Genomic DNA, 26,942 nt, shown 5'->3' with positions numbered 1-26,942 from the left:
CTCCCCTGCGACCGGCGCAGCCCTGCGCCGGCGTGCGCGTGGCCGTGTTCAGCGCGGGCACGGCATCCGTGGGCGCGGCCCGATACACTGCCGCTGCTCCATCTTTGAAGAGGTTCATGTCCCGATGCTGTACGCGCAAGTCCATCTCACCCTGCCCGCCTGGATCCACGACCAGATCGATCTGGGCCGTGTCTATCCCGAAGACGCCGACAAGGTCGCGCTGGCGATCGAACTGTCGCGCCTGAACGTCGAGGCGCAGACCGGTGGCCCGTTCGGCGCCGTGGTGTTTGGGCCGGACCATCGCGTGATCGCCGCCGGTGTGAACCGCGTGGTCCCGCATACGACCTCGCTGGCGCATGCCGAAAACATGGCCTACATGCTGGCCCAGCAGCGCCTGCAGACACCGCGCCTGAACGATGTGCTGTCGCCGATCACCCTGGCGACCTCCTCGCAGCCGTGCTGCCAGTGCTACGGCGCGACCATCTGGGCCGGCATTGATCGGCTGCTGATCGGCGCCAGTGCACAGGACGTGGAAGAACTGACCCCGTTCGATGAAGGCCCGCTGCCAGCGGACTGGATCGGCGAACTCAACACGCGTGGCATCGAGGTCGTGCGCGACATCGAGCGCGACGCAGCGCGCGCGGTCCTGCACCAGTATGGAGAAACCAACGGTGCGCATTATTGATACCCGCGCTTCGGGCGCACGTTCGTGAGCGGCCTGCTGTGCCTGTGCAGGCAGGGCTTTGAACCTGAACTGGCCGCCGAGCTGTCCGAACGCGCCGCGTATGCCAACGTGGCCGGCTATGCGCGCACCCAGCGCAATGACGGCTACGTGGTGTTCGTCACCGAGGAAGGCGCGGCGCTGTCCAAGGCCCTGTCCTGGCGCTCGCTGATCTTCGCCCGGCAGAAACTGCAGGTCCTGGCCGAGCTGCCGCAGCTCGATGCCGCCGACCGCATCACCCCGATCATTGCCGCGCTTCAGGGGCAGCAACGCTTCGGCGACATGTGGGTCGAGCATCCGGATTCGGACGAAGGCAAGCCGCTGGCCGGCCTGGCCCGCGCGTTCGGCAATGCCCTGCGCCCGGCGCTGCGCAAGGCCGGCCTGCTGACCGACAAGCCCAACACCGGCCTGCCGCGCCTGCACATCGTGTTCGTCGATGGTCGCCATGCCTTTGTGTGCGTGGCCGATACCCGCGACAGCGCGCCGTGGCCACTGGGCATTCCGCGCCTGAAGCTGCTGCCCGATGCGCCTTCGCGCTCGGCACTGAAGCTGGATGAAGCCCTGCTCACCCTGATGACGCCGGAAGAGCGCGAGTTGCTGGTCAAGCCGGGCATGCGCGCGGCCGACCTGGGCGCTGCACCGGGTGGCTGGACGTGGGTGTTGACCCGCCAGCACGTCAAGGTGATCAGCGTGGACAACGGCCCGCTGCGCGAGCACGTGCTGGAGACCGGGCTGGTTGAACATCTGCGCGCGGACGGCTTCCACTGGCAGCCGGAGACCCCGCTGGACTGGATGGTCTGCGACATGGTCGAACAGCCGCGCCGCGTGGCCGAACGCATGGCGACCTGGTTCCGCGAGGGCTGGTGCAAGCACGCGATCTTCAACCTCAAGCTGCCGATGAAAAAGCGCTGGGATGAAACCCGCCTGTGCCTGGAGCTGTTCCAGGAGCAGGCCGGCAAACCGCTGCACCTGCGCGCCAAGCAGCTGTATCACGACCGCGAAGAAATCACGGTGCTGGCTTCGCCGCTGCGCTGACCGGTAGAGCCGGGCCATGCCCGGCTGGCCGCGCAACGCGCGGCAATGATCGAAGCACGCGCCGGGCACCCGGCGCCCCCACGTCAGATATACGGAGTTTCCATGCGCCGCCGATCCCGCCTCACCCTGCTGCTGACGTTGCTGCCCACGCTTGCCCTGGCCCAGGTCCGCACGCCGCCTGCGGCGGTCAGCGAACCGCTGCGGGAGGTACCGGCCAGCGTGCGCGCGCAGCCGCTCTCGCAGGGTGAGGTGACCCATCAGGTGACGCTGGCCGCACCCGCCGGCGAAGCAGCAGTAACGGTGCGTTCGGTGCAGCCGGTAAGCGTGGTCGGCCAGTACCGCATCGCGTTCGCGGCGCTGGATGTCGACGGCGATGGCTTCATCAGCCGCGCCGAGGCGCAGGCCAACCCGACGCTGGCCGATGAATTCAACGCGCTGGACGTGACGCGGCGCGGCAAGCTGGACCGCGCCGATCTGGCCGGCTGGCTGATCGACTGAGCGCGCCGGTCACAGCCCCGCCGCGCGCTTCCAGAACATGGACACCAGCGGCGGCAGCTTGCCGGCGCAGCCCAGCGCGCGACCGCGCGCCAGGGTCAGATGCATTTCATCGTTGGAGAACACCGTGTTGATCGCATCGAAGCTGTACGCAGCGACGGTGTTTTCACTGCGGCGTTCGCGTGCCCAGCGCTGCAGGCGGTGCGGTGACATCCAGTCCTGGCGCCGCTGCTGTGCGGCCAGCACCATCGTCCGCAATGCGGCGACATCGCGCAGGCCGAGATTGACGCCCTGCCCGGCCAGCGGATGCACCACGTGCGCCGCATCGCCGAGCGCGAGCACGCGGCCAGCGACGTAACCCGTGGCCAGCTGTCGGCGCAGCGGAAAAGCGGCGCGCTTGGAGGCCAGTCTCATCGCCCCCAGCCGGCCGGCAAAGGCATGGGTGAGCTCACGGCCGAAGGCGGCCTCGTCGAGTGCCAGCACGCGCTCGGCCTCGGCATCGGGCAGCGTCCACACGATCGAACTGCGCTGCGCGCTGATCGGCAGCACCGCCAGCGGCCCGGTCACCAGGAAGCGCTGCCACGCAGTGGCTTCATTGTTCTTTTCGGTATCCACGTAGGCAACCACGCCGCGCTGGGCGTAGTCATGCCGGCTGACCTCCAGGCCCGCCAGTTGGCGCAGGGTGGATTCGGCGCCGTCGGCGGCGATGGCCAGCGAGGCCTCGAGCCGACGGCCGTCGTCCAGGCGCAGGCGCACCCCGTTGGCATCCTGTTCCAGCGCTTCCACCCGCGCCGGGCAACACAGTTGCACACCCGCAGCCGGCAGCGCCGCCCACAAGCGGTCCACCAGCAGATCGTTCTCCACGATCCAACCCAGTTGCTCGCGGCCAAGCGTATCGGCATCGAAGCGCAGTTCATCGCCACCGGCCGCGTCCCAGACCCGCATGCGGCGGTAGGCACAGGCACGCGCGGCGGTCACCGCCGGCCACACGCCCAGCGCTGCCAGCAGCTGGGCATTGTCCGGCGCGAAGGCATACACACGCAGATCCGGCTGCTGCGGCTGCCAGGCGGCTGGCTCCCGGCCTTCAACCAGCGTCACCGACAGCCCGGCATCGGCTAGGGCCAGCGCGCAGGCTGCGCCGACCACACCGCCGCCGACCACCACCACATCCTGCGGGCGGCGGCTCACAGGCCGCCCCCGCGGCACAGCGCCGGCACCTGGCCGCGGAAGCCCATCGCGCCGCCGACCAGCATCGACTGCATCGGCGTCGCCTGGGCGGCCAGCAGGCCCAGCGAACGCAGCGGTCGCATCAGCGGCGCCGGGTTGCTGGTCAGCCGCGCCAGCCCACCAGAGAAGGCGATGGTCTGCTCGCGATCTTCGATACGCCGCGTCACGTGTTGCTGCAGCAGCGCATCGCTGCCGACATCGTCGGCCTCGGCAATCAGCTCGGCCAGCGTCAACGCATCGCGCAGGCCCAGGTTGAAGCCCTGCGCACCCAGCGGGTGAATCGTCTGCGCGGCATTGCCGAGCAGCACTGCACGTTCGCCAACCAGCGCCCGCGACAGCACCTGGATCAACGGGTAGGCGCTGCGCGGCCCACTCTCCAGCAGCCGACCGGCGCGCCAGCCGATTGCGCCCTGCAGTCGGCTGACCCACGCCGCATCGTCCAGCGCCATCACCGCCTCGGCCTGGTCACGGGCCACGCCGTGCACCGCGCCGAAGTGACGGTCGCCACGCGGCAGCAATGCGGTCGGGCCGGTGTCGGTGAAGCGTTCGTAGGCCGTGCCATCCGGCGCCCGGGCGGCACGCACGCGCGAGACGAACAGTGTCTGCTCGAAATCATGTTCGTCCACCTCGATGCCCAGGGCCTCGCGCACACCGCTGCGGGTGCCGTCGGCCCCCACCACCAGGCGCGCCAACAGGCAACGCTCGCCACCTTCATCGGCGATGAAGACCTGGCGATAGCCGTCCACCGTCTCGCCGAGGCGCACGAAGCGGGCCGGGCGATAGCGGGTCAGGTGGGTCAGCGTGTCCAGCCGCGCCTCCAGCGCCTGGCCGAAGTCGCGGGCCACCACCACCTGCCCGAACCACGGCCGCTGGTACTGCGCGGCCTCCATCTGCACCCGGCCGAAATCGCCGGCGCGACTGACATGGATACGGGTGATCGCGCCGGGCGCACCGGTCAGCTTCTGCATTACGCCCAGGGCAGTCAGCGCATTGACCGTCGCGGCGGCGAAGCTGAGGTTGCGCTGGTCGAACACCGCCGGCAGCGTGCCCAGCGGCGAAGCCTCGACCAGGCCGACATCACGGCCGGCACGGTCCAGGGCGATGGCCAGGCTGGCACCCACCAGCCCGCCGCCTACGATCACTACATCATGTCGTTCACTCATGCCCGCCATGATAAGGGTTCGCCCGTTCCGGCGGCGTGCGGCGGGCTGCCGCAGCAGGCGCTAGAATGAACGCCTGCCCTCATCCGTCACCGCCATGACCTCCACTGCCCAACGCGCCTTCGTCCTGTCCGTGCTCGTGCTGTTGATGGCGGCCACGCGGGTCAACCATTTCGCGGCGATTCCGGATGCGTCCTGGGCGGTGTTCTTCATCGGCGGCTTCTACCTGCGCCAGTGGACCCGCTGGGCGTTCCCGTTGCTGATGGCGCTGGCGGTGCTGGTCGACTGGATCGTGATCCGCCGCAGCGGGCTGGACTTCTGGCAGCACTACTGCGTCTCCCCCGGCTACTGGATGCTGCTTCCGGCGTACTTCGCGATGTGGAGCGGCGGCATGCTCCTGCGCAGCGGCTACCACGGTGCTACCTGGGCGGCGCTGGGCAAGGGCGCCCTGCTGCTGGTCGCCGCTGTGGCGGTCTGCCATCTTTTCGCACAGGGCGGCTTCTACTGGACCAGCGACAGCGTGGCCGCCCCTACCGTCGATGGCTGGGCAAAGAACTATGGCGACTGGTTCCTGCCGTACCTGTGCACCGCAGCGGTCTACGTCGGCCTGGCCGCGGCGCTGCAGCTGGCGACCGAGCAGGTCGGCAAGCTGCTCCAGGCGCGCCGCGACGTGCTGCACTGAGCGCGGCCGGGCTCCCCCATGGGCAACCGCCTTTCCCGTATCTATACGCGCACCGGTGACGATGGCAGCACCGGCCTGGGCGATGGAAGCCGCGTGGCCAAGGACGACGCCCGGGTGGCCGCCTACGGGACGGTGGATGAAGCCAACTCGGCGCTGGGCGTACTGCTGGCCGTCGGGCTTCCGGACGATGTGCGCACGCTGCTGACGGTGATCCAGCACCAGCTGTTCGATCTGGGCGGCGAGCTGTGCATCCCCGGCCATGCCGCCATCCACGCCGTCGACATCGACGCGCTGGAGCAACAGCTGGACCACTACAACGCCGACCTGCCGGTGCTCAGGGAGTTCATCCTGCCGGCCGGCGGTGAAGCGGCCGCACGCTGCCACCTGGCCCGCACCATCGTGCGCCGCGCCGAGCGCGAGACGGTCACGCTGGCGCGCCAGGAGACGGTCCGCCCGGAAGCGCTGCACTATCTCAACCGCCTGTCGGACCTGCTGTTCGTGCTCGCGCGCGTGCTGGCCCGCGCCGACGGCCACGGCGAGGTGCTCTGGCGCCACGAGCGCCGCCACGCCTGAGCGGCCCTGCCGCCCCACCGGATATTCTGCCCGCATGCTGGTTTTCACCCACCCCGCCTGTCTGCAACACGATCCCGGCCGCGGCCATCCCGAATGCCCGGCCCGCCTGCAGGGGGTGCTGGATGCACTCAAGGCGGCCTATCCGGACCAGCTGGACTGGCGCGAGGCCCCGCCGGCCAAGCTCGGCGAGCTGGCCCGTGTACACGACAGCGAGCTGATCGATCTGGTGCTCATGCCGCAGACCGAGCCGCTGCGTCTGATCGACATGGACACCATGACCTCGCCCGGCTCGGCCAGCGCGGCCCTGCATGCAGCCGGTGCAGGGGTGGCGGCCGTCGATGCGGTGATGCTCGGCAGTGACCCGGTCGCGTTCTGCGCGGTGCGCCCACCCGGCCACCACGCCAGCGCCAGCACGGCGATGGGCTTCTGCCTGTTCAACAACATCGCCATCGCGGCCGCCTACGCCCGCGACCGCTACGGGCTGGAGCGGATCGCCATCGTGGATTTCGACGTCCACCACGGCAACGGCACCCAGGACATCTTCATCGCCGATCCCGGCGTGGCCTACTACAGCACCCACCAGGCCGGCCTGTTCCCCAATTCCGGCCTGCGTCGCGACCGCGGGGCGGGCAACCTGATGAACATCCTGCTGCCGCCGGGCAGTGGCGGCTTCCGCTTCCGCAACACCTGGGCCGACGAGATGCTGCCGGCCATCGACGATTTCCGGCCCCAGCTGCTGCTGATCTCGGCCGGCTTCGACGCGCACATGCGCGACCCGCAGGCCGACCTCATGCTGGAAACCGAGGATTTCGCCTGGATCACCGCCGAGCTGCGCGGCCTGGCCCGGCGCCACGGCGCCGGCCGGATCGTCTCCATGCTCGAGGGCGGATACGACCTGCAGGCCTTGGCCGAGTGCAGCGTGGCCCACGTCGGACAGCTGCGCTGAGGCCGCCCGTTCCGGGCGGTGAATGAACCCGGCCCCCTGCGTCGGTGCGACCTTCATTGCCCCTATGCAAGGGATGGGGCAAGCTACGATCCGTTTTCGCCCGAATCCGATACCGCGTGCGCCGAGCCCTCCGCCTGCTGCCCCTCCCCCTCAGTATCGCCATCTGCCTGCCGGCCCTGGCCGACGACAAGCCGGTGAACTGGGGCCTGTGCCCGGTTACCGACGTGCTGCCCGTCTTCGACGATGCGCCCAAGGCCGACAAAGCCGCGGCCGCCACGCGTGACCAGCAGCCGACCGATATCGAGGGTGACCAACTCACCGGCACCTCCGTGGTGCCCAACTACCAGGGCAATGTCGCGCTCAAGCGCGGTGACCAGTTCCTGGGGACCGACAACCTGAGCTTCGATACCGAGAGCGGCAATTACGTCGCCGAGGGCAACGTCCGCTACCAGGACTCCTCGATCCGGATGAAGGCCCGTCGCGCCGAGGGCAACCAGGAAAGCGACACCCACAAGATCAGCGACATCCAGTACCAGCTGGTGTCCCGCCGCGGCAATGGCGGTGCCGAATCGATCGACCTGCAGGGTGCGGTCGGCCAGATGCATCGTTCCACCTACACCACCTGCGATCCTTCGCAACCGGTGTGGAAGCTCTCGGCGCCGCAGATCGAGGTCGATAACGACGCCGGCTTCGGTACTGCGCGCAACGCCGTGCTGCGCATCGGCAAGGTGCCGGTGCTGTGGGCGCCGTACTTCAAGTTCCCGATCGATGATCGCCGCCAGACCGGCCTGCTCTACCCGCAGCTCGGCCTGTCCGGGCGCAACGGATTCGACTACGCGCAGCCCATCTACTTCAACCTGGCGCCGAATTACGACGACACACTGACGCCGCGCTACATGAGCAAGCGCGGCCTGATGCTGAACAACGAGTTCCGCTACCTGTACGGCGGCGGTCGCGGCGAACTGGTTACCTCCTATCTGCCCAACGACAAGCTGCGCGACAAGGATCGCGGCCAGGTCCAGTATTTTGGCTACCACAACATCGATGCCAACTGGCAGGCGCGCGCCAATCTGGCCTGGGTCAGCGATGAGCGTTATACCGAGGATTTCGCCAGCAAGCTGCTTGGCGTGACCGCATCAACCGTGCACAGCGAAGTGGGGCTTTACGGCACCGGTGAGAACTGGACCGCGGGCCTGATGGCCGACTACTGGCAGCTCACCGATTACACGCTCACCGAAGGCGCGCTTCCGTATGCCCGCCAGCCGCGCGCGTACTTCAACTGGGACAAGCCGCTGCTGCCGTGGCTGGAAGTAGGTGTATATGCCGAAGCAGTGCGCTTCACCCACGACGACATCAATGAAAAGACGACCGACGCCGATGGCGAATATGTGCGCACTGGCGACGTCTACCCGATGTACAACGGCTCGCGCCTGGACGTGAAGCCATATGTGACGCTGCCGTTCGCCGGCGCGTCCTGGTATGTCACCCCGACGCTGGCCTACCGCTACACGGGGTATGAGCTGGACCGCGGGCTGGCCGACCAGACCCGGTTGCGGATGCTCTATGACACGCCGGGTATCGACCCGACCACGGCTACCCCGGAGCAGCTGCGCGGCAACACCTCGCCGCACCGAAGCGTGCCCATCGCCAGCCTCGACGCCGGCATGTTCTTCGACCGCGAAACCGAGATCGGCGGCACCTCCTACCTGCATACGCTGGAGCCGCGCCTGTTCTACCTGCGCACGCCGTACCGCGACCAGGACGACCTGCCGATCTTCGACACGCGCGACTTCACCTTCAGCTGGGGCCAGCTGTTCCGCGATTCGCGCTATACCGGTGCGGACCGCCAGAACGACGCCAACCAGCTGACCATGGCGGTGAGCACGCGCTTCATCAACCAGGAAACCGGCCGTGAGCGCTTCTCCGGCAGCATCGGCCAGATCCTGTACTTCGACGATTCGCGGGTGAGGCTGCCCGGTACCACCTCGCAGGTGGAGCAGGGCAAGTCGGCCTGGATCGCTGATGCCAACTACGCCATTAACGACCGCTGGAACCTGGGCGCCACTTACCAGTGGGACCCGAAGTACAAGCGGGAGGATCTGGCCAGCGTGCGTGCGCGCTACTTGATGTCCAACGATGGCATCATCAACCTGACCTACCGCTACCGCATCAATGCGGCCGCCTCGAGCGCGGCGACCAAGGCAGAGCGCACCCTGCTGGAACAGGCAGACCTGTCCTTCCTGTACCCGATCAACGAGCGCTGGAGCGTGGTGGGCCGTTACTACTACTCCATCGCAGAGAAAGCGCCGCTGGAAATCATCGGTGGCGTGCAGTGGGACAGCTGCTGCCTGGCCGTGCGCGCCCTGGCCCGCCGCTACGTGCGCAACCGCGAAGGTGAGTTGAATAATTCCTTCCAGATCGAGTTCGTGCTCAAGGGCCTGAGCTCCATCGGCCAGAACACGGACCGCACTTTGCGCCGTGCTATTCTCGGGTACTACCGAGACGACCTCTATCTCGTGCCGCCCAGCAACACGGGCGCCCCCACGCGCGACGACTACGATCCGAACCAGATCCCATGACCAAGACCCTTCCCGTCCTACTCGCCTCCCTGCTCGCGGTCTCTACCGTCTCCGCGCCATTGCAGGTGCTGGCCCAGCAGTCCCAGCCGCTGGACCGCATTGCCGCCATCGTTGACGAAGACGTCGTGCTGCAGAGCGAACTGGACCGTGCCGTCCAGAACATCAAAGCGCAGTACGCCGGTCGCGAAAACCAGCTGCCGCCCGATGACGTGCTCAACCGCCAGGTGCTCGAGCGTCTGGTGCTGGTCAAGCTGCAGGTCGCCCGCGCCGAGAGCAGTGGCATCAAGGTCAGCGATCAGGAACTGAACCAGGCGATCAACGCCATCGCCCAGCAGAACGGCTCCACCCTGGATGCCCTGCGCCAGCGGCTGGCCAGCGACGGCCTGGATTTCAACGATTTCCGCAATTCGGTCCGTGACGAGATCACCGTGCAGCGCCTGCGCCAGAGCTTCGCGCAGAGCCGCATCTCGGTCAGCGAAGGCGAAGTGGACGGCGCGCTCAAGCAGCAGGCCACGGTCGGTACCCAGTACCACCTGGCGCACATCCTGATCGGCCTGCCCGAAGGGGCCACCGCCGAGCAGATCACCACCGGCCAGAAGAAGGCCGATGGCGTGAAGGCGCTGCTGGACAAGGGTGAGATCGACTTCAACGCCGCGGCGGTCCGTTATTCGGACAGCCCCAACGCGCTGGAAGGCGGCGACCTGGGCTGGCGTTCGCTGGATGAAATCCCGAATGCGTTCGCCCAGATGATGAAAGACATGAAGACCGGCGACGTGGTCGGTCCGCTGCGTGGCCCGAGCGGCTTCCAGCTGCTGAAGCTGGTCGAGGTGCGTGACGCCAATGCCACCGCCGGCGGTGGTCAGAGCATCACCGAGTACCACGCCCGCCACATCCTGGTCCGCGTCACCGACCAGCAGGACAATGCCGCGGCCAAGGCCAAGATCGATACCCTGCGCGCCCGCATCGTCGGCGGCGCCGAGTTCGACGCGGTGGCCAAGGAATCCTCTGAAGACAACAACAGCAAGGGCCAGGGCGGCGATCTGGGCTGGTTCCCGGTCGATGCGTTCGGTCCGGACTTCGGCAAGCAGGTTGAAGGCGTGGCCGACGGTGGCATCAGTCAGCCGTTCCGCACCGATGCCGGCTGGCACATCGTCCAGCGCGTCGCCACGCGCCAGACCGATGCCACCACCGACAACCAGCGCGCCCAGATCCGTGAAACGATCGGCCGCCGCAAGCTGGAGGAAGAGTACAACCGCTTCCTGCAGGAACTGCGTGGCGAAGCCTACGTGGACATGCGCGGCAACACGCCTGGTGGCGCCGCAGCCTCCACTCCGCCCCAGTCCTGATCGATGCTCCCGCAGCTCGCGCTGGTCCCGGGCGAGCCGGCGGGGGTCGGCCCGGAGCTCTGCCTCCGCCTGATCCAGCAGCCGCGCATCGATTGCCGGCTGCTGGCCTTCGCCGACCCGGATACCCTGCACGCCGCGGCCGCGGCGCTGTCGCTGCCGCTGCAGCTCCTGCCTGAAGACGCCATCGCCCGCCAGCCGGGCGATCTGCCGTTGCGCGCAGTTCCCAATGCGGTGTCCTCGCGCTTCGGCACGCCGGACCCGGCCAACGCCGGGGCGGTGATCGGCGCACTGCGGCTGGCGGGCCAGGCCTGCCTGTCCGGTGAGCTGGCCGGCGTGGTCACCGGCCCGGTACACAAAGCGGTCATCAACGAGGGTGGCATCGCCTACAGCGGCACCACCGAACTGCTGGCCGACCAGGCCCGCACCCCGGTGGTGATGATGCTGGCCAATGACATCGTGCGGGTCGCGCTGGCGACCACCCACCTGCCGCTGCGGGCGGTCGCCGATGCGATCACCGCCGATGGCCTGGCGCTGACCCTGCAGATCGTCCACGACGCCCTGCAGCGGGATTTCGGCCTGGCCTCGCCGCGCATCGCCGTGCTTGGGCTCAACCCCCATGCCGGCGAAGATGGCCATCTGGGCCGGGAAGAACTCGACCTGATCATTCCGCTGCTGGAGCGCCTGCGCGCCCAGGGCATGGACCTGGTCGGACCGCTGCCGGCCGATACGGCCTTCCTGCCGGCCAAGCTGGCCGGGTTCGACACGGTGCTGGCGATGTATCACGACCAGGGCTTGCCGGTGCTCAAGTACAGCGGCTTCGAACAGGCCGTCAACATCACCCTGGGCCTGCCCTACCCGCGCGTTGCGGTCGACCATGGCACCGCCCTGGATCTGGCCGGCCGCGGCGTGGCCGACCCTTCCAGCCTCCTCGCTGCCACCGCGCTGTGCGCCCGGCTGGCGCGCCAACGTACACTGGTGTCATGACTTCTTCGTACTCCTCCTCCGGCGCCCCCGGTTTCTCCGGCCCCGCCAAGAAGCAGCTCGGCCAGCACTTCCTCGCCGACCGCAGCTACATCGACAAGATCGTCCTGGCGGTCAGCCCGAAAGACGGCGACCGGCTGGTCGAGATCGGCCCGGGCCAGGGCGCCATCACCCTGCCGCTGCTGCGCCGCCACCCGAAGCTGACCGTGATCGAGTTTGATCGGGATCTGGTCGGCCCGCTGGCCGCCGCCGCCGAACCGCTGGGCGAGATGACCATCATCCACCGCGACGTGCTGCAGGTGGACTTCACCGAGCTGGCCGCCGGCAGCCCCATCCGTCTGGTCGGCAACCTGCCCTACAACATCTCCTCGCCGATCCTGTTCCATGCGCTGGACCACGCCGCGGTGATCACCGACATGCACTTCATGCTGCAGAAGGAAGTGGTCGACCGCATGGCCGCCGATCCGGGCAGCAAGGTCTATGGCCGGCTGAGCGTGATGCTGCAGGCGTTCTGCAAGGTCACCTCGCTGTTCGTGGTCCCGCCAGGTGCGTTCCGTCCGCCGCCGAAGGTCGATTCTGCGGTGGTGCGGCTGGTGCCACGGGATCCGGCCACGGTCGGCATCCTGGACCGCAAGCGCTTCGCCCACGTGGTCAAGGCCGCCTTCGGGCAGCGTCGCAAGACCCTGCGCAACGCGCTGCAGAACGTGTGCACGCCCGAGCAGTTCGAGGCGGCCGGGGTGCGCAGCGATGCCCGCGCCGAGCAGCTGGACGTGGCGCAGTTCATCGCCCTGGCCAACGTCCCGTACGAGGCGGACGCGCCGCAAGGATGAGCGCGTCACCTCGCGGCCCTCTCCGGCCGCGCGCACGTAGAACCGCCTGACATCCATGACGGGGGCGCTGCCAGCTTGGGCAGCACTCATCTCAACGTGCACAACATTCACTAAACTGCCTGCATGAACGACGCTGCAAACTACGCGATCTCCGTCGAGGTCGCCCCCCGCTTCCTCGATGACCAGTCCACCCCGGAGGACGGCCGCTACGCGTTCGCCTATACGATCCGCATCCTCAACCGGGGCCGCGTCGCGGCACGGCTGGTGGCCCGCCATTGGCGAATCACCGATGCCAATGGCCGCATCGAGCATGTCGACGGCGATGGGGTGATCGGCGAACAGCCTCGGCTGCGCCCCGGTGAAGACTTCCGTTACACCTCCGGTGTCATGCTGGAGACCGAGCACGGCACGATGCAGGGGCACTACGACATGGTGGCCGACGACGGCACCGAGTTCGCCGCCCCCATCGCGCCGTTCGTCCTGACCGTTCCGCGCACACTGCACTGATGGAGGCGCACGCATGAGTGTCTGGGCCATCGGCGACCTGCAGGGCTGCTACGACGTCACCCAGCGGTTGCTGGAAAAAATCAACTTCGACCCCGCCGTCGACACGCTCTGGTTCTGCGGCGATCTGGTCAACCGCGGCGGGCAGTCGCTGGAAACCCTGCGCCTGGTCCATTCGCTGCGCGAGAGCAGCGTGATCGTGCTGGGCAACCATGACCTGTCCCTGCTCGCGGTCGGTGCACGCACCGAGGAAGAGCAGCGCAAGGTCAACCCGGACCTGCTGCGCATCGTGCAGGCCGAGGACCGCGACGAGCTGCTGGAATGGCTGCGGATGCAGAAGCTGGCCCATGTGGACCGCGAGCTGGGCTGGATGATGATCCACGCCGGGCTGGCCCCGAAGTGGACCACCCAGTTGGCCGAGAAGCATGCACGCGAGGTCGAGCAGCAGCTGCACGGCAGCGGCTATCGCAAGCTGTTCCGCAACATGTACGGCGACAAGCCGAGCTGGTCCCCCGGGCTGGCGGGCTACGACCGCTCGCGCGCGATCATCAACCTGTTCACCCGCATGCGTTACTGCACCCCACGGGGCCGGATCGGGATCGAAGACAAGGGCACGCCGGGTACGCAGGAACAGGGGCTGTACCCCTGGTTCGAAGTACCGGGCCGCGCCGAGCGCGATCTGAAGATCGTCTGCGGGCACTGGTCGGCACTCGGCCTGACCATCACCCAGGGCGTGCACGCGATCGATACCGGCGCGGTCTGGGGGGGCAAGCTCACCGCGCTGCAGCTGGATACCGAGGAACTGCGCGTGGTGCAGGTCCCGGGCCGCGATGTGCCCAAACCGGTGTCCGCGCCGCGTCCACCAGCACGGCGGCCGACCGCCGAGGGGGGGGCACAGCCGAACGGGCGGCCTCCGCGCCAGGGGCAAGGCCAAGGGCGTGACCGTGGGCGTGGTGGCCAGGGCCGACAAGGCGGTGGCGCGAAGCCCGCGCAGAACCCAGCGCCGCAGCAGCAGCCGCAGAACAACGACGTCACCAGCGACGCAGAATGATCCGCAGGCCGGTCAGCACGACCGGCCTGCGTGCACCGCCGGCTCAGGCGCGGCGATAATCCACGAAATCGAACGCGAACGCGTGCCGCTGGTCGGCCGCGTGATGTTCGCGCGCCACCTCCACCCACAGGGCCGGATCGACGGGCGGGAAATGGGTATCGGCCAGCACGGTGGTCTGCACCCAGGTCAGGTGCAGATCGGTGGCCTGGGCCATGGCCAGGCGATAGATCTCGCCGCCACCGATGACGCACAGCTCTTCCGCCTCCGCCTGCGCCGCTGCCTGCAACGCCTGCTCGATCGAGCCCACCGCCTGCATGCCCTCGAAGGGCACCTGGCCACTGCGGGTCAGCACCAGATTCAACCGGCCGGGCAAAGCGCGGCCCAGCGACTGCGCGGTCTTGCGCCCCATCAGGATCGGCTTGCCGACGGTCAACGCCTTGAAGCGCTTGAGATCGTCGGGCAGCTTCCACGGCAGGTCGTTGTCACGGCCGATGCCGTGGTCGGTATCCAGCGCGGCGATCAGGGAGAGCTTCATGCGCGTGCCGCTCACACCGCCACCGGCGCCTTGATGGCCGGATGCGGGTCGTAGCCATCGATGCGGATGTCGTCGAACTGGAACCCGAACAGATCGGTCACCTCGGGGTTCAGCCAGAGCGTCGGCAGCGCGCGCGGCTCACGCGCGAGCTGTTCGCGCGCCTGTTCGAAATGGTTCGAGTACAGGTGCGCATCGCCCAGGGTATGCACGAAATCACCGACGCCCAGCCCGGTCGCCTGCGCGACCATGTGGGTCAGCAGCGCGTAGCTGGCGATGTTGAACGGCACGCCGAGGAAGATGTCGCCGCTGCGCTGGTAGAGCTGGCAGCTGAGCTTGCCGTCCACCACATAGAACTGGAACAGGTTGTGGCACGGCATCAACGCCATCTGCGACAGCTCGCCCACATTCCAGGCGCTGACCACGAGGCGGCGCGAATCCGGATTGCGCTTGATCTCGTCCACCAGCCACTGCATCTGGTCGATCGCCCCGCCATCGGCGGTGGCCCAGCTGCGCCACTGCTTGCCGTAGATCGGGCCAAGGTCGCCGTTGGCATCGGCCCATTCGTCCCAGATCCGCACCTGGTTGTCCTTGAGGTACCCGATATTGGTATCGCCTTTCAGGAACCACAGCAGCTCATGGATGATCGAGCGCAGGTGCAGCTTCTTGGTGGTCACCAGCGGGAAGCCGTCGGCCAGGTTGAAACGCATCTGCCAGCCGAACACGCTGCGCGTGCCGGTGCCGGTGCGATCGGACCTTTCCGCGCCGTGCTCCAGCACATGCTCGAGTAACTCCAGGTAGGCCTTCATGCCTTGGCACCTTCAGGGGCGGCCGGCAGCGCCGGCTGCAGGACCGGTGCGCGGCGCGACAGCGCCAGCAGCACCAGACCAAAGGCCACCAGCGGCAGGCTCAGCAGCTGGCCACGGGTGAACCAGTCGAAGGCGAGGTAGACGCCGTTGTCGGGCATGCGTACGAACTCCACCGCGAAGCGGAAAATACCGTACATCAGCGCGAACAGCCCCGCGATCACATAGCGATGGCGCGGCTTGGCCGACACCGCCCAGAGCACCACGAACATCACCAGGCCTTCCAGCACCGCCTCATACAGCTGCGAGGGATGGCGGGCGTACTGGTTGAGCGCACCAGTGGCAAACTCGGCCTTCAGCGTGGCCAGGTCCAAGCCATTCAACGGCGCCGGCAGGCCGCTCGGGAACACCACGCCCCAGGTGCCATCGGTGTACTTGCCCCACAGCTCGGCGCCGATGAAGTTGCCGATGCGCCCGAAGCCCAGGCCCAGCGGGACCAGCGGGGCGACGAAATCCAGGGTGTCGAACAGGTGCAGACGGTGCTTGCGCGACCACCACCATGCGGCGAACAGGACGCCAAGCAGGCCGCCATGGAAGCTCATTCCGCCGTCCCACACCTTGAACAGCAGCAGCGGGTTGTGGAGGAATTCAGAGGTGGCATAGAACAGCATGTAGCCCACACGGCCACCGACGACCACGCCGAGCATCGCGTAGAACAGCAGGTCGGAGAAGCCATTGGCATCCACCCCCGGCAGGCGCCCGGGCGCGATCCGCTTGCGCCCCAGCCACCAGGCGGCGGTGAAGCCGAGCAGGTACATGATGCCGTACCAGTGCACCTTGATCGGCCCGAGCGAGATGGCGATGGGGTCGATATCGTGGAAATAGATCATGAAGGGCGCCTTGCAGGGATGCCGATATTCTAGCGCCGCGCGGGAGCGGCCTCACGGCGGCCCCGATCGCCCGATTGCCGGGCTTCAGCCCAGCATCTGCGGCGTGTCCGGCAGGCCGTCATCGTGTGACCCCGGAACCGGCGGATAGTGCCCGGCCAGCAGGCCCGAGACCTCTTCGATGGCCAACAGCACGGCCTCCTGCAGGGCCCCGTCGCGCAGCCGCTGCTGCATGTGCGCGCAGATGGCCTGCCACTGCGCCTCGCCGATGTGCCCGCGCAGGCCGCGGTCGGCGACCAGCTCGATGGCGTGATCGGCCAGCAGCAGGTAGATCAGCACGCCGTTGTTGTGTTCGGTATCCCAGGTGCGCAGCTGGGCGAAGGCCTGCTCCGCACGCTGGCGGGGACTTACGCCCTGCCACAACGCGAGCAGGGAGAGGTCGGCCTCGACCGCGAACATCACCTGCCCGCCATGCCGGCGCTCACCGGCGGTGATCGCCTCGGTGATGGCCTGCAGCCGCGCTGGCGGAAACGCGCGCGCCATCGACGGCGAGAAAAGGTGTCGCCACCAACGCATCACCAGCCTCCCGAGGCGCCACCGCCTCCTGATCGTCCACCGCCACCGCCCCAGCCGCCTCCACCGCCACCGAAGCCGCCGCCTCCGCCAAAGCCACCGCCGCCCCATCCGCCCCCGCCCCACCCGCTGTTGCGGGCGAACCGGCCGACCTTGCCCGAAGACAGGCCGACGAACAGGCCGATCAGCCCGGCCAGACCGCTGGCCAGCCACAGCGAGGTGAACAGAAAGGCGACCGCCGCCGCGCCGCCGCCGCCCAGCAACGCGCGCACCGGCCGCGGCAACCAGCCGAGGATGGCGCGCAGGAAACTGCCGACGAACAAGCCGATCACCAAGGCGAACGTCCAGCCGTCGCCATCCGGGTTGCGGGTGGCGCGGTGGGTGCTGACCGGGGCGGGCAACGCCTCGCCGTCGATCAGCTTCACCAGCGCGGCGCTGGCGTCGGTCAGGCCGCCGGCGTAGTCATTGGTGCGGAACCGCGGGGCCAGGTACTCCTGGATCACCCTGTTGGCGATCGCATCCGGGATCGCGCCTTCCAGGCCGTAGCCCGGCTCGATGCGGACCCGCCGATCGTCCTTGGCCACCACCAGCAGCACGCCGTCATCCACGCCCTTGCGGCCGATGGACCACTGCTCGAACACGCGCTGGGTGTATTGCTCGATGGTTTCCGGCGCGGTGGTCGGCACCATCAGGATCTGCAGTTGGCTGCCCTTGCGCTGCTGCAAGGCCAAGGCCTGCGCCGCCAGCGCCTGGATCTGGGCCGCATCCAGGGTGCCGGTGGTATCGACCACCGGCGAGGACATCGCCGGGATCGCCGCCTGGGTCTGCGCCCAGACAGGCAACGCCAGCGCCAGGCAGAGCAGCAACAGGCAGCGCAGCAGGCGCATGGTCACCGGCTCAGTTCGCCGGCTGCGGCTGCGGCTGCGGCGCGGGCGCCGGCGGCTGCGAACCGAACTTGACCGCCGGCGGCTGCGAGATCTGCGCTTCGTTTTCCACGGTGAAGTTCGGCTTGGTCGCATAGCCGAACAGCTTGGCGGTGATCACCTGAGGGAACTGGCGGATGTAGGTGTTGTAGTCCTGCACCATCTGGATATAGCGGCCGCGCGCCACGGTGATGCGGTTCTCGGTGCCTTCCAGCTGCGCCTGCAGATCGCGGAAGCCCTGGTCGGACTTCAGGTTCGGGTAGTTCTCGGTGACCACCAGCAGGCGTGACAGCGCACCGCTCAGCTCGCCCTGGGCCTGCTGGAACTGCTTGAGGGAGTCGGCATCGTCGGCGTTGACGTTGACCTGCCCCACGCGTGCACGGGCGTTGGTGACATCGGTCAGGACCTGGCGTTCCTGGTTGGCATAGCCTTCCACGGTCTGCACCAGGTTGGGGATCAGATCGGCGCGGCGCTTGTACTGGTTGAGCACCTCGGCCCAACCGGCCTTGACCTGCTCATCCTTCTGCTGGATGGCGTTGTAGCCACAACCGGACAACAGGGAGGCCAGCACGGCCAGGCACAACAAACGGGAGAACGATCGCATGGCCGGCTCCGGATCTCGATGAACGGGATCCGGAGCATGCCACGTCTGCAGTAAAGCCGGCGTCACCAGCCACGCCCCCTGAGTCAGGGGGCTGCCGCTTCCCCCACCTTCTTACCAGTTGCCGGCACCCGGCACGTGGTGGGCCACGGCGCGGCGGCGCATCAGCAGGTTCAACCATTCCACCAGCACCGAGAAGCCCATCGCGGCGTAGATGTAGGGCTTGGGCACATGCACGTCCAGGCCATCGAGGATCAGCACCGCGCCGATCAGCAGGATGAAGGCCAGGGCCAGCATCTTCACGGTCGGGTTGGCGTCGATGAAGCGGCCCAGCGGGTTGGCGGCCAGCAGCATCACCGCGACCGAGAGCAGGATCGCGGCGACCATCACCGGCACATGCTCGGCAATGCCGACGGCGGTGATCACCGAGTCCAGCGAGAACACGATGTCGATGATGGCGATCTGCGCGATGACCATGCCGAACACGGCAGAGGCCTTGGTGGTGGTCGGATCTTCGTCCTCACCGCCGGTGATCAGCTCGCGGATTTCCATGCCGCCCTTGATGATCAGGAACAGGCCACCGACGATCAGCACCAGGTCGCGGATCGAGATGCCCATCCCGGCCACCGTGAACAGGTTGGCCTGCATGTGTGCCAGATAGGCCAGCGACACCAGCAGCAGGATGCGGGTGATGCAGGCCACGGCGATGCCGAGCTTGCGTGCGAACGGACGACGCGCCTCGGGCAGCTTGCTCACCGCGATCGAGATGAACACCAGGTTGTCGATGCCCAGCACGATTTCCAGTGCGCTCAGCGTCAGAAGGGTCAACCAGACATTGGGGTCGGACAACAGCTCAAGAAACATGGACTTCCATCCTTACAGGGGGGATGACGCGCGTGACGCGTCAGAAGTGGTATGTCAGAAGATCTGCGGCAGCAGGATCAGGACCCAGCACACCAGTACGTTCATCATCAGCACGAACACGGCGGCCGAGCCCATGTCCTTGGCACGACCAGCCAGCTCGTGGAACTCCGCGCCGTAGCGTTCGATCACCGCCTCGATCGCCGAGTTGGCCAGTTCCATGGCCAGCACCAGCAGCACCGAACCGATCATCAGCGCACGCTCCACCGGGGTCTGGCCGAGCCAGAGTGCCAGCGGGGCGAGCACGATCAGCAGGTAGACCTCCAGCCGGAACGAGGACTCATGCAGCCAGGCCGCACGCAGGCCCTGCCACGACCAGACCGCGGCCTTGAAGATGCGCTTGGGGCCGCGCGGCAGGTGCCCGATTTCATCCGCCATGGGCAATCACCCCGGTCGGCAACGCGGGCCGGAACGGCAGGAACAGCACACGGCAGACAGTCATGGGCATCGCTGAATGGGGCAGGCAATCACGCATTTTGCCATAAGCCGGCCAGGGCATTGTCGAAGGCGGCCAACGCCCGCCTATGGTAAAGCGCGGTCCGGCGGCAGCTTCTATGATGACTGCCTACCCGTCCGGGCGCCTTCGGGTGCCATTACAGGAGTCGTCCATGCTGCACCGCCGTGCCCGTCCCCTTCTGCTCGCCCTTGCCCTGGGCGCTGCCCTGCCCGCCCTGGCACGCACCCCGGCCCCCGCCGCGCCGCAGGTACCGACCCAGGTCTCCAATGTGGCCTGGGCCGGCGACATGGCGCAGTTCGCGGCCCAGGACGCGGTCACCCCGCCGCCGCGCGGCGGCATCGAGTTCATCGGCAGCTCCTCGATCCGCATGTGGGAAGGCCTTGCGGCCGATTTCCCGGGCCAGCCGGTGTTCAACCGCGGCTTCGGCGGCTCGGAAGTGCGCGACAGCACCTGGTACGCCGACCGCATCGTGATCCCGTATGCGCCGTGCAAGGTGTTCTTCTACGCTGGCGACAACGACCTCAACAGCGGCCGCAGCCCGGCCCAGGTGCGCGATGACGTGGTGGCCTTCGTGCACCGCGTGCACCGCGACCTGCCCAAGACCACGGTGGAGATCATCTCGATCAAGCCCAGCCCGTCGCGCGCGAACCTGCTGCCGGCGGTGGTGGAAGCCAACGGGCTGATCAAGGCCGCGCTGACCACGCTGCCCAACACCGGCTACACCGATGTCTATACGCCGATGCTCGGCGCCGACGGCCAGCCGCGCGCCGCGCTGTTCCGCGAGGACATGCTGCACATGAAACCCGAGGGCTACGCGATCTGGCGCACGGCGCTGGCGCCCAAGGTGCAGTGCGACTGAGCCGTGCCGGGAGGCGCCGCGCCTCCCCGACTCAGCGGTACTGAATCGTGGCCTGGGTGCCCTGCCCGGGCTCACTGGTCAGGCCGATCTTCCAGCCGAAGCGGTCACACAGCCGGCGTACGATCGACAGACCCAGCCCGGTCCCCTGCGGGCGGCTGGGCTCGGCGCGGTAGAACGGCTCGAAGGCGCGGCTGAGCGCTTCGGCGGACATGCCGATACCCGTATCGCGAACGACCACCTGATCTTCCCCGACCTCCACGTCGATCCGGCCCTCGTCGGTATAGCTGCACGCGTTGCGCAGAAGATTGCTGATCACCACCTGCAGCACCCGCGGCGGTGCGTGCAGCATCACCGGGCCGCTGCTGTGCAGATGAATCTCCACCGGTCGGCCGGCGATCAGCTCGCGGGCGTTGTCCACCTCATGGCGGACGATCTCGTTGACGTCGAACAGTTCGATCTGCGGCTCGACGTCGGCCTCGCGGGCGAGGATCAGGAAGGCGTCGATCACCGCTTCCATGTCGCGTCCGGCGCGTTGGATGCGCTGCAGGCCGCGGCGCAGGCGCGGGGTCATGTCCTCGTCGCCCAGCGCCATGTCGCTGGCCACGCGGATCACGGTCAGCGGGGTGCGCAGCTCGTGGCTGGCATCGCGGGTGAAGTTGCGCTCGCGCGCGACGTGCGCGGTGACCCTGGTGGCCAGCGAATGCAGCGCGGCGGCCAACTGGCGGGTTTCGCCCTGCATGTCGGCCGGCAGTTTGGTCGGCGCCAGATCGGCCGCTTCCGGATGCCCGGGGTCCCAGCGCGAGACGCGCCGGGCCAGCCAGTTGACCGGCGACACCAGGCGTTTCGAGGCGCGGTAGGTGATCCACGAGGCACCATAGACCGCCAGCAGGGTCAGCAGCACCGGCACGATGCCGAACCAGAACGCCAGCATCTCCGCGCGCGAGCGCAGGAACACCAGGTACAGACGACCCTCCGGGCGCGCATCGACCAGCACCAGCTGATCGTCGTCCTTGAGTTCATGGAAACCAGGCGTGAGCGTGCGCAGATTGGCCGGCAGGCTCAGCGGGGATTGGCCGGTTTCGAGCAGGTAACCGCGGATGTTCTGGGTATTGGGTGGGGGCTGCACCGGCGAGGCCTCGTGCAGTTGCCAGTAGTAACCGGCCTCTTCCTGCAGCGCGCTGCTGACCAGGCTGTGCTTGATCACCAACGACACCAGCCAGGCGCCCAGCAGAATGCCCAGACTGGCCAGCACGGCTTGCAGAATGAAGACGATACGGATCTTGCGCGGCAGACCGTGCGGCATTACGGGATCCAGGGCGGTTCGCGGCGATTATAGGTAAGCGTGTCGTGATTCCATCGTGCAAATCATGACAACGGCCCGGCAAATGCCGGGCCGTCATGCGCCAGAGGAACCCGGAGGATCGGCGCTCACGCCACCCGCAGGCGGCCGAGCGGCGATCGACCGCCCATCAGCTCATCGGCTGGGCGATATCGGCAATGCGGTAACCGGCACTCTGCACGGTGTGCAGCAGCGGGCGGTCGAACGGCTTGTCGATGATCTTGCGCAGGTTGTACAGATGGCTGCGCAGGGTGTCCGAGTCCGGCAGGCCATTGCCCCAGATCTCGCGTTCGATCTCCTGGCGGGTCACCACACGCGGCGATTCGCGCATGAGGATCGTCAGCAGGCGCAGGCCGATCGGCGAGAGCTGCAGTTCGGTCCCGGCACGGGTGGCGCGCATGCTGACCGGATCGAGCACGAGGTCGGCGACCTTGAGCACTTCCGAACCCACTTGGCGACGCTCGCGGCGAATCAGCGCACGCAGGCGGGCTTCCAGTTCCTGGATGGCGAACGGCTTGGTCAGGTAGTCATCGGCGCCGAACCCCAGGCCGGTGAGCTTGTCGTCCAGCGTGTCGCGCGCGGTCAGCATCAGCACCGGCGTCGATTTGCGGGCGTCGTTGCGCAGGCGGCGACAGACTTCGATGCCGTCCAGACGCGGCAGCATCAGGTCCAGCACGACCACGTCGTAGCTGTTCTCGGCCGCCAGGCGATAACCGTCCAGCCCATCCTGAGCGTAATCGACTTCAAAGCCGCGCCCTTCCAGGTACTCGCCGATCATCTCGGAAATATTACGGTTGTCTTCGACCACCAGCACCAGGCCGGAGGTTTCCTTTGTCTGACGCATGGGATTCCCTCTTTCTTCAGCTTTGTGAAACATGCCGCATCGCCAGTGGACGTGGTGTGAAGTTCTTCATGCACCGATCAAAGCAGGGGTTTGAGCAGCGGCCAGACGTTCTCAAGCACCTGCGGCTGCGCAGCCGCGGTGGGGTGCAGCCCGTCGGCCTGCATCAGGTTGGGCTTCAAGGCCACGCCTTCGAGCAGGAACGGCAGCAGCGGCACGTCGTACTGTCTGGCCAGCTCTTCGTAGGTCTGGCGCAGGCGCTGGCGGTAGGCCGGGCCGTAGTTGGGCGGCACGTCGATGCCCAGCAGCAGCACCTTGGCGCCGGCCTTCTGGCTGGCCACGATCATCTTTTCCAGGTTGCCGCGCAGCTGGGCCGGGGTCAGCCCGCGCAGCGCATCGTTGCCGCCCAGTTCGATCACCACCACGGACGGCCGGTGCTTCTCCAGCAGGCCCGGCAGGCGGGTCAGCGCGCCGGCGGTGGTTTCGCCACTGATGCTGGCATTGATGATCGCCGGCGGCGGCGTGATCTGTTGTTTGACCCGCTGCTGAAGCAGGGTTACCCAGCCCGACGCGGCCGGGATATTGTGGGCGGCACTGAGGCTGTCGCCGACCACCAGCACCGCCGCACGGGTGTCCGGACCTTTGGCACAGGCCAGCATCGGCATCAGCAGCAACCATGCCAGCAGCCAGCCCATCGAGGCTGCGCGGCCCTTTCCACTTGCTTGGTTCATTGGAGAATCCTCATCGACAGCCTGTCCCCCCGCAGCGCGCCCGTCGCCATCGCCGCCCACAACGTGGGCAAGTCCGCACGTGGCCCGGAGGGTGAAGTCCACATACTGGACAACATTGACATGACCGTCCATGAAGGTGAGAGCGTGGCCATCGTCGGCGCTTCAGGTTCGGGCAAGACCACCCTGCTCGGCCTGCTGGCCGGGCTGGACCTGCCCAGCCACGGCACGATCGCGCTGGCCGGTGCCGAGCTCGGCACGCTTGATGAGGAAGCCCGTGCGCAACTGCGCGCGCGCGAAGTCGGCTTCGTCTTCCAGAGTTTCCACCTGTTGCCGGCGTTGACCGCCGAAGAAAACATCGCGCTGCCGCTGGAACTGGCCGGCCGCGAAGATGCCGCGCGGGTGCGCGAGGTACTGGAACAGGTCGGTCTCGGCCACCGTGCGCGTCATTACCCGCGCCAGCTCTCCGGTGGCGAGCAGCAACGGGTGGCGCTGGCGCGTGCGTTCGTGGCGCGGCCGCGCATCCTGTTCGCCGATGAGCCGACCGGCAGCCTGGACCAGGCGACCGGGCAGCAGATCAGCGACCTGCTGTTCGCGCTCAACGCCACCAGCGACACCACTCTGGTGCTGGTCACCCACGACCTGCGCCTGGCCCAGCGCTGCGAGCGCATCTACCAGCTTGACGGTGGACGCCTGGCCGACACCGTTGCCGGCGTCGGCGCATGAACGTCGTGCGCCACGCGGCGCGTGCGCTGCGACGCGAGTTCCTGGCCGGCGATCTGCTGACCGTATTCGCCGCGCTGGTATTGGGCGTGGCGGTGATGACCGCCGTCGGGACATTGGTCAACCGCGTGACCCTGGCACTGACCAGCAGCGCAGCGGAGATGCTTGGCGGCGACCTTGGCCTGAGCGGCCGGGAAGACATCCCGCAGACCTTCGCCGATGCAGCGCGCGAGCGCGGCCTGGCCAACACGCGCATGGTCAGCTTCCCCAGCGTGCTGTTCCATGGCGATGACAGCCAGATGGCCAACATCAAGGCGGTCGCCGATGGCTATCCGCTGCGTGGCGAACTGCGGGTCAGCCGCAGCCTGCATGACAACGCCAGCGACACCGCAGGAACGCCGCCGCCAGGCGAGGCGTATGCCGATCCGCGGCTGATGCAGGCGCTTGGCCTGCAGGTGGGCGATGCACTGGAATTTGGCGCAGGCACGTTGACGGTGACGCGCGTGCTGCAGGCCGAGCCGGACACCTCCGGTGAGCTGATGCAGCTGTCGCCGCCATTGCTGGTCAACCGCGTCGATGTGGACCGTGCTGGCCTGCTGGGGCCGGGCAGCCGCGCGTCGTACCGGATGATGTTCGCCGGTGAGCCGGCGAAGATCGAGGCCTTCCGCGAATGGCTGACGCCGCAGGCCAAGGGCTACCGCATTGTCGGCATCGCCGATGCCCAGCGTGGTGTGCGCGGTGCATTTGATCTGGCCGGTCGCTTCCTGTCGCTGGCTGCGCTGTTGGCGGTGTTGTTGGCCGGTGTCGCCACCGCGCTGGCCGCCAACCGCTTCGCGATGCGCCGTATCGATCAGGTGGCCATCCTGCGCTGCCTGGGCGCGCGCCAGCGCGACATCCTCACGGCAATGGCGCTGCAGCTGGTGATGCTGGCGGTGCCGGCCTGTCTGGTCGGCATCGGCTTGGGCATGGCGGCACAGGCCGGGCTGGTGCAGGCGCTGGGGGGATTGATTCCAAACCGCCTGCCGCTGCCGCAGGCCACACCGGCACTGAGCGGTGCGGGCATCGGCCTGGTGCTGCTGCTGGGCTTTGGCCTGCCGCCGTTGCTGCGCCTGCGCAGCGTGCCGCCGATGCGCGTGCTCAACCGCAGCTTCGCGGCGCTGCCGCCGAGTTCGATGCTGGTCTATGCCGCCGCGCTGGCCGCGACCGTGGCACTGACCGTGCAGGCCACCGGTGATGTGAAACTGGCCGCGTGGGTGCTGGGCGGGCTGGCCGCGCTGGCGGCGCTGGCCGGCGCGCTCGGTGCCCTGCTGCTGTGGCTGCTGCGTGGACTGCAGCCGCGCCTGCGCGGACGCTGGAAGCTGGGGCTGGCCTCGTTGACGCGACGCCGCGGGCTGGCGGTGATGCAGCTGGTCGGCCTGTCGCTGTCGCTGTGTTCGCTGCTGCTGCTGTCGGTGATCGGTCCGGGGCTGTTGGCGCAGTGGCGCGATCGCTTGCCGACCGATACGCCGAACTACTTCCTGATGAACATCCAGCCCGAGCAGCGCGATGCGGTGCTGGCCACGCTGGGTGGGCTGGGCGTGGCATCACCGGGCATCGAGCCGTTCAGTACCGGCCGCCTGCTGGCGGTCAATGATCGGCCGCCGCAGCGGCAGGCACGCGAGGACAACAGCAACGAGGATGACGATGCCAACCGGCCGGTCAATTTCTCGTGGCGGCATGATTTCCCGCCGGCCAATACGCTGCTCAGCGGGACGTTCTGGAAGGCCGGCAGCACGGCGGCGGAGGCCTCGATCGAGCAGGGCTGGGCCGAGCGCTACGGGATGACGCTGGGCGACACGGTGACGCTGCAGATGGGCGATCAGGAGCGTCGTTTCACGATCACCAGCATCCGCAAGGCGGACTGGGATTCGTTCCGGGTCAACTTCTTCCTGCTGCTCAACGAGGGCGCGGTCGCCGATGCGCCGTACAACCTGATCACCGCGTTCCATCTGCCGCGCGCGCAGGCACCGGCGCTGGCCGGGCTGACGCGGGAGTACCCGAACATTTCACTGTTGGATATCGACGGCATCCTGGAGCGGGTGCGCGAGGTGGTGGATCGGGTGAGCCAGGCGGTGCAGCTGGTGATGGGCTTCAGTCTGCTGGCCGGGCTGCTGGTGTTGCTGGCGGCGTTGCAGGCGACGGCCGGTGAGCGACGTTACGACAGTGCGGTGCTGCGTACGCTGGGGGCGACGCGCCGTCAGCTGCGCGGTGCGGTGCTGGTGGAGTTCGGCGCGCTGGGGCTGTTGTCGGCGTTGTTGGCGGTGGGCGCGGCGGCGCTGCTGGGCTCGGTGGTGGCGCGGCAGGTGTTCGAGTTGACACTGAGTCCGCCGTGGGGGCCGCTGTTGGTCGGCGGTGGGTTGGGCGTGCTGTTGAGCATGCTGGCCGGTTGGTGGGGCACGCGGCGGATTCTGCATACGCCGCCGGCGTTGGCGCTTCGGGAGGCGTGAGTTGGGGCGCCGTTGCATTGAAAGCGACGGCGTCCATGCGTCCACTGCCTGAAGGCTGGCGGGTAGCCCTGCCCAGGACGCGCCGTAAACCCATCCCTGGGGGCTCGTGGGCGCCATCCTTGGCGCCCTGACGGTC

The 26,942-nt window shown here is 67.9% G+C and carries 28 protein-coding genes; 15 read left to right on the top strand and 13 right to left on the bottom strand.

All coding sequences use genetic code 11. The features are described 5' to 3' along the window. Positions 1-124: 124 nt before the first annotated feature. From AC13F7_RS16680 to AC13F7_RS16670, 3 genes are all read left to right on the top strand, one after another. The gene (locus AC13F7_RS16680) at positions 125-685 is read left to right on the top strand and encodes a nucleoside deaminase (protein ID WP_483002240.1); all 561 of its coding nucleotides are present in this window, start codon (positions 125-127) and stop codon (positions 683-685) included. Positions 686-709: 24 nt separating this feature from the next. Continuing rightward, a complete protein-coding gene (gene rlmM, locus AC13F7_RS16675; RefSeq protein ID WP_121042813.1) occupies positions 710-1,756 on the top strand; it encodes a 23S rRNA (cytidine(2498)-2'-O)-methyltransferase RlmM in 1,047 nt (348 codons plus the stop codon). 102 nt (positions 1,757-1,858) lie between these two features. After that, complete coding sequence (locus tag AC13F7_RS16670) at positions 1,859-2,254, top strand: EF-hand domain-containing protein (protein ID WP_481468767.1); 396 nt, start codon at positions 1,859-1,861, stop codon at positions 2,252-2,254. A gap of 9 nt (positions 2,255-2,263) precedes the next feature. On the opposite strand, the gene AC13F7_RS16665 is transcribed toward AC13F7_RS16670, so the two are convergent. Both AC13F7_RS16665 and ubiH read right to left on the bottom strand, forming a co-directional pair. Further along, positions 2,264-3,439, bottom strand: a complete 1,176-nt coding sequence (locus AC13F7_RS16665; protein WP_483002237.1) for a UbiH/UbiF family hydroxylase — start codon at positions 3,437-3,439, stop codon at positions 2,264-2,266. Next, the gene (gene ubiH / locus AC13F7_RS16660) at positions 3,436-4,641 is read right to left on the bottom strand and encodes a 2-octaprenyl-6-methoxyphenyl hydroxylase (RefSeq protein ID WP_483002235.1); all 1,206 of its coding nucleotides are present in this window, start codon (positions 4,639-4,641) and stop codon (positions 3,436-3,438) included. Before ubiH ends, AC13F7_RS16665 begins: the two co-directional genes overlap by 4 nt. Positions 4,642-4,735: 94 nt before the next feature. Between ubiH and AC13F7_RS16655 the strand changes: the two genes are divergently transcribed. From AC13F7_RS16655 to AC13F7_RS16615, 9 genes are all read left to right on the top strand, one after another. Continuing rightward, complete coding sequence (locus AC13F7_RS16655; RefSeq protein WP_483002233.1) at positions 4,736-5,320, top strand: hypothetical protein; 585 nt, start codon at positions 4,736-4,738, stop codon at positions 5,318-5,320. An 18-nt stretch (positions 5,321-5,338) separates the two neighbouring features. Continuing rightward, positions 5,339-5,893, top strand: a complete 555-nt coding sequence (locus AC13F7_RS16650) for a cob(I)yrinic acid a,c-diamide adenosyltransferase (protein ID WP_481468761.1) — start codon at positions 5,339-5,341, stop codon at positions 5,891-5,893. Positions 5,894-5,927: 34 nt separating this feature from the next. Continuing rightward, positions 5,928-6,839, top strand: coding sequence for a histone deacetylase family protein (locus AC13F7_RS16645; RefSeq protein WP_483002231.1), 912 nt, complete (start codon positions 5,928-5,930; stop codon positions 6,837-6,839). A 116-nt stretch (positions 6,840-6,955) separates the two neighbouring features. Then, positions 6,956-9,418, top strand: a complete 2,463-nt coding sequence (lptD, locus tag AC13F7_RS16640; RefSeq protein WP_483002229.1) for an LPS-assembly protein LptD — start codon at positions 6,956-6,958, stop codon at positions 9,416-9,418. Further along, a complete protein-coding gene (locus AC13F7_RS16635) occupies positions 9,415-10,764 on the top strand; it encodes a peptidylprolyl isomerase (RefSeq protein WP_483002227.1) in 1,350 nt (449 codons plus the stop codon). The genes lptD and AC13F7_RS16635 overlap by 4 nt, the downstream gene beginning before the upstream one ends. Before the next feature lie 3 nt (positions 10,765-10,767). Then, positions 10,768-11,748: a 4-hydroxythreonine-4-phosphate dehydrogenase PdxA gene (gene pdxA, locus AC13F7_RS16630; RefSeq protein WP_483002225.1), complete on the top strand. Its 981-nt coding sequence runs from the start codon at positions 10,768-10,770 to the stop codon at positions 11,746-11,748. Further along, on the top strand, positions 11,745-12,575 hold the full coding sequence (gene rsmA, locus AC13F7_RS16625; protein WP_152154483.1) for a 16S rRNA (adenine(1518)-N(6)/adenine(1519)-N(6))-dimethyltransferase RsmA: 831 nt from the start codon (positions 11,745-11,747) through the stop codon (positions 12,573-12,575). The genes pdxA and rsmA overlap by 4 nt, the downstream gene beginning before the upstream one ends. A gap of 123 nt (positions 12,576-12,698) precedes the next feature. After that, entirely contained in the window at positions 12,699-13,082 is a 384-nt protein-coding gene (apaG, locus tag AC13F7_RS16620) for a Co2+/Mg2+ efflux protein ApaG (RefSeq protein WP_121042792.1), read from the top strand. 13 nt (positions 13,083-13,095) lie between these two features. Beyond that, a complete protein-coding gene (locus AC13F7_RS16615; protein ID WP_481468752.1) occupies positions 13,096-14,130 on the top strand; it encodes a symmetrical bis(5'-nucleosyl)-tetraphosphatase in 1,035 nt (344 codons plus the stop codon). Between the two features lie 43 nt (positions 14,131-14,173). Here AC13F7_RS16615 and AC13F7_RS16610 read toward each other — a convergent pair whose 3' ends face one another. From AC13F7_RS16610 to AC13F7_RS16575, 8 genes are all read right to left on the bottom strand, one after another. After that, positions 14,174-14,665: a dihydrofolate reductase gene (locus tag AC13F7_RS16610; RefSeq protein WP_483002223.1), complete on the bottom strand. Its 492-nt coding sequence runs from the start codon at positions 14,663-14,665 to the stop codon at positions 14,174-14,176. 11 nt (positions 14,666-14,676) lie between these two features. Further along, positions 14,677-15,471 carry a thymidylate synthase gene (locus AC13F7_RS16605; RefSeq protein ID WP_483002221.1) on the bottom strand — a complete coding sequence of 265 codons (795 nt, stop codon included), beginning with the start codon at positions 15,469-15,471 and terminating at the stop codon, positions 14,677-14,679. Continuing rightward, positions 15,468-16,358: a prolipoprotein diacylglyceryl transferase gene (gene lgt / locus AC13F7_RS16600; protein ID WP_483002219.1), complete on the bottom strand. Its 891-nt coding sequence runs from the start codon at positions 16,356-16,358 to the stop codon at positions 15,468-15,470. Before lgt ends, AC13F7_RS16605 begins: the two co-directional genes overlap by 4 nt. Before the next feature lie 84 nt (positions 16,359-16,442). Further along, complete coding sequence (locus tag AC13F7_RS16595; protein ID WP_483002217.1) at positions 16,443-16,931, bottom strand: TPM domain-containing protein; 489 nt, start codon at positions 16,929-16,931, stop codon at positions 16,443-16,445. Continuing rightward, positions 16,931-17,815, bottom strand: coding sequence for a TPM domain-containing protein (locus AC13F7_RS16590; protein WP_483002215.1), 885 nt, complete (start codon positions 17,813-17,815; stop codon positions 16,931-16,933). The genes AC13F7_RS16595 and AC13F7_RS16590 overlap by 1 nt, the downstream gene beginning before the upstream one ends. 10 nt (positions 17,816-17,825) lie before the next feature. Continuing rightward, complete coding sequence (locus AC13F7_RS16585) at positions 17,826-18,455, bottom strand: LemA family protein (protein ID WP_483002213.1); 630 nt, start codon at positions 18,453-18,455, stop codon at positions 17,826-17,828. 111 nt (positions 18,456-18,566) lie between these two features. After that, entirely contained in the window at positions 18,567-19,316 is a 750-nt protein-coding gene (locus AC13F7_RS16580) for a TerC family protein (RefSeq protein WP_123728386.1), read from the bottom strand. A gap of 54 nt (positions 19,317-19,370) precedes the next feature. Beyond that, entirely contained in the window at positions 19,371-19,751 is a 381-nt protein-coding gene (locus AC13F7_RS16575) for a diacylglycerol kinase (protein WP_019182439.1), read from the bottom strand. Positions 19,752-19,981: 230 nt separating this feature from the next. Between AC13F7_RS16575 and AC13F7_RS16570 the strand changes: the two genes are divergently transcribed. Beyond that, entirely contained in the window at positions 19,982-20,689 is a 708-nt protein-coding gene (locus AC13F7_RS16570) for an SGNH/GDSL hydrolase family protein (protein ID WP_483002210.1), read from the top strand. Between the two features lie 31 nt (positions 20,690-20,720). On the opposite strand, the gene AC13F7_RS16565 is transcribed toward AC13F7_RS16570, so the two are convergent. The 3 genes from AC13F7_RS16565 to AC13F7_RS16555 all read right to left on the bottom strand — a co-directional run bounded on the left by AC13F7_RS16565 (position 20,721) and on the right by AC13F7_RS16555 (position 23,600). Continuing rightward, positions 20,721-21,992 (bottom strand): sensor histidine kinase, encoded by a 1,272-nt coding sequence (locus AC13F7_RS16565; protein ID WP_481468737.1) that lies wholly within the window; start codon positions 21,990-21,992, stop codon positions 20,721-20,723. Between the two features lie 166 nt (positions 21,993-22,158). Further along, positions 22,159-22,872 (bottom strand): response regulator transcription factor, encoded by a 714-nt coding sequence (locus AC13F7_RS16560; protein ID WP_019182442.1) that lies wholly within the window; start codon positions 22,870-22,872, stop codon positions 22,159-22,161. A 77-nt stretch (positions 22,873-22,949) separates the two neighbouring features. Continuing rightward, complete coding sequence (locus AC13F7_RS16555) at positions 22,950-23,600, bottom strand: arylesterase (protein ID WP_483002208.1); 651 nt, start codon at positions 23,598-23,600, stop codon at positions 22,950-22,952. Positions 23,601-23,648: 48 nt separating this feature from the next. Here AC13F7_RS16555 and AC13F7_RS16550 point away from each other — a divergent pair, with 48 nt between their 5' ends. Further along, positions 23,649-24,323: an ABC transporter ATP-binding protein gene (locus AC13F7_RS16550; protein WP_481468775.1), complete on the top strand. Its 675-nt coding sequence runs from the start codon at positions 23,649-23,651 to the stop codon at positions 24,321-24,323. Beyond that, positions 24,320-26,806 carry an ABC transporter permease gene (locus AC13F7_RS16545; protein ID WP_483002206.1) on the top strand — a complete coding sequence of 829 codons (2,487 nt, stop codon included), beginning with the start codon at positions 24,320-24,322 and terminating at the stop codon, positions 26,804-26,806. The genes AC13F7_RS16550 and AC13F7_RS16545 overlap by 4 nt, the downstream gene beginning before the upstream one ends. Positions 26,807-26,942: the final 136 nt, after the last annotated feature.

Source organism: Stenotrophomonas sp. K-6 (assembly GCF_056861555.1).
This window is presented reverse-complemented; position numbering and strand designations above follow the sequence as displayed.